The organism is Peterkaempfera griseoplana (genome assembly GCF_001418575.1).
In the GTDB taxonomy this organism is placed as follows: domain Bacteria; phylum Actinomycetota; class Actinomycetes; order Streptomycetales; family Streptomycetaceae; genus Peterkaempfera; species Peterkaempfera griseoplana.
Window position 1 is genome coordinate 1 of sequence record NZ_LIQR01000608.1, and the last position, 2,784, is coordinate 2,784.

Below are 2,784 nucleotides of genomic sequence, written 5' to 3' on the forward strand. Positions count from 1 at the left end.
CACACCACCCTCCCCCCGGCCTGCGCTGCCCCGCGGCGTTCTTCGCCGTGGACGCCGCGGGGCAGCGCAGGCCGGGGGGAGGGTGGTGTGCGGGTGGCCGTGTGGGGCGTGGATACGATCGGCTGGGCATGCTGTCGGGTTCGGCGGTCGTCGGCCCTGCTTGCCGGCGCGCGGGCCGGGCGAGTGGCGCGCTGCCCGTGCCGCGTATCCCTGATCGAGCACGGAGGACTGTCATGAACCACCGGCCGTTGACGCTGATGGCGGTACACGCCCATCCCGACGACGAGGCCACCGGGACGGGGGGTGTCCTCGCGCGTTATGCGCAGGAGGGCGTGCGCACGGTTCTGGTCACCTGTACCGACGGCGGGTGCGGGGACGGGGCGGGGGGTGTCAAGCCGGGTGAGGCGGGGCACGATCCGCAGGCCGTGGCCGCGATGCGGCTTCAGGAACTCAAGGCCAGCTGCGAGGTGCTGAGGGTCAGTCACCTGGAGATGCTGGGTTACGCCGACTCCGGGATGATGGGCTGGCCGGCCAACGACGCCCCGGGGGCGTTCTGGCGCACTCCCGTGGAGGAGGGCGCGGCCCGTCTCGCCGAGCTGATGCGGCGGTACCAGCCGGATGTGGTGGTGACCTATGACGAGAACGGGTTCTACGGCCACCCGGACCACATCCAGGCGAACCGCGTCACGATGGCGGCGCTGGCGATGACCGCGCTGACGCCCAAGGTGTACTGGACGACGGCGCCGCGTTCGATGATGCAGCGCTTCGGGGAGGTCATGCGCGAGTTCGGCGGGGACTGGGAGGAGCCGGACCCGGCCGAGGGCGCCGCGATGCCCGAGATCGGGCTCCCGGACGAGGAGATCACCACCTGGGTGGACACCACCGCGTTCGGGGGGCAGAAGTTCGACGCCCTGGCCGCGCACGCCAGTCAGGGCGAGAACATCTTCTTCCTGCGGATGGGCAAGGAGAGGTTCACGCAGCTGATGGGCGTGGAGACCTTCGTCCGCGTCCGGGACACCACCGGCGCTCCCCTGCCCGAGGACGACCTCTTCGCCGGGCTGCGCTGACCGCCGCCCCCGTCCGGCCGGTGTGAGCGGCCGGACCGGACCGGGGCCGGCGTTCACGCCGACCACGGCGAGGGCATGGTGCGCCGGGCGGCGGCCCCGGCGTCGTCGGCGCCGCGGCCGTACCGTCCCCAGCGCGGAGGCGGGTAGCTCCCGCGTGCCCGGATCCCCTCTTCCGGAGCCGGTCAGCGCTTCTTCTTCGGGTGACGCTGCGCCCATACGCCGGGCTCCTGGCGAAGGCAGGAGGGGACGCACCACAACGGCCGGTTGAACCAGGCCACCGAGAACTGGAGGACCACGCCCGGTCAGGAAGCAGCCGATCATCGTCACCGCGATGACCTGCGCGGCGCAGTGGGGGCCATGCGGATGCTGCCCCGCGCCGCCGGTGATGAGGATCAGCATCGCCACCGCCATGGCCACCAGACCGGCCGGGAAAGGAGCCCATCCGCCAACGAGGCCGCGGTTGAGGTCGTCCGTGAACCGGAACGCCGTTTGCGCCAGGACCTCCTGGTAGGAGTCCGGGTCCCGCCCCAGCCGCCGGGCGCGCCAGGCCGAGAAACACGCACCACCGCCCCAGAACAGCAGAAGGAAGATCCCCAACCGCTTCCACCACCTGACCCGGCACCGGCCGGCCTTGTTCCTGAAGGCACTGCAGTGGTGACCGGGCGGCGGGCGGGGCCCTCGGCCACTGCTCCCCCGGCGTCTGCGGCGCACCTGGCGGGTGGAGGTGAGCGTGGGGCAGGCGCGGCCTGGCGTCCTCCCCCGCTCCTGGGGATGCGCTGCGGGGGCGGCTTGCTGCGTCAGTGGCGACCGCCCCCCGCACGAAGGAACTGCGACGGGCCCCGGGTCCGGTGGCCGCTGGGCGCCTGCCGCGGCATCTGCCGGCCCGCCACGCCGGCGGCTGGCAGACTCCCGGCATGCAGATGATCATCGAGGACATGGCCCGGGACCTGGCTCAGGTGCCCGGTGTGGTCGGGGTGCTGCTCGGCGGCAGCCGGGCGCGCGGGGAGCACCGGCCCGAGTCGGACTGGGATCTCGGGGTCTACTACCGGGGCAGCCTCGATGTCGCCGCGTTGCGTGCGCTGGCGGGGCCGCAGGTGGAGGTGGCCGCGCCGGGCGGCTGGGGGCCCTGGGTCAACGGCGGGGCGTGGCTGCGGGTCGAGGGGGTCGCGGTGGACTGGATCCTCAGGGACCTGGACCGGGTCGAGCGGGTGTGGGCCGACTGCTGCCAGGGCCGGTACGAGGTGGGGGTGCAGGCGGGTCATCCGCTCGGGTTCTGGTCGCCCTGCTATGCGGGTGAGGTGGCGCTGGGGCAGGTACTGAGCGACCCCACCGGGGAGCTGACCGGCCTTCGGGAGCGGACCGCGACGTATCCGGAGCCGCTGCAGGAGGCGTTGACGGCGGGGGCCTGGGAGGCGGAGTTCCTGGCCGGGGCCGCGGCGAAGGGTGCTACGCGGGCCGACACCCTGTATGTGTCCCTGTGCCTGTCCCGCGCGGTGGGCGTGCTGGTGCAGGCGCTGTACGCCTCGGACAGGCGCTGGTGCCTGAACGAGAAGGGCGCGATGGCCGTCGCCGAGACGCTGCCGGCGGCGCCGTCCGGTTTCGGGCCGCGGGTCCGCAGCCTGCTGGGCTGCCCCGGGGAGACTCCCGAGGCGCTGACGGCAACGGTGACCCGGGCCCAGGAACTGATCCAGGAAACCCTCGCCGCGCTGAGAACCCG

The 2,784-nt window shown here is 73.4% G+C and carries 2 protein-coding genes; both read left to right on the forward strand.

Features of this window, described 5'->3' with window-relative positions; translation table 11 throughout:
• Nucleotides 1–233 precede the first annotated feature (233 nt).
• Complete coding sequence (locus tag AOK09_RS34020; RefSeq protein WP_055591078.1) at nucleotides 234–1,067, forward strand: PIG-L family deacetylase; 834 nt, start codon at nucleotides 234–236, stop codon at nucleotides 1,065–1,067.
• A gap of 914 nt (nucleotides 1,068–1,981) precedes the next feature.
• Nucleotides 1,982–2,784 (forward strand): DUF4037 domain-containing protein (locus tag AOK09_RS34025; protein WP_055591079.1); only part of this gene is annotated, 803 nt, incomplete at its 3' end.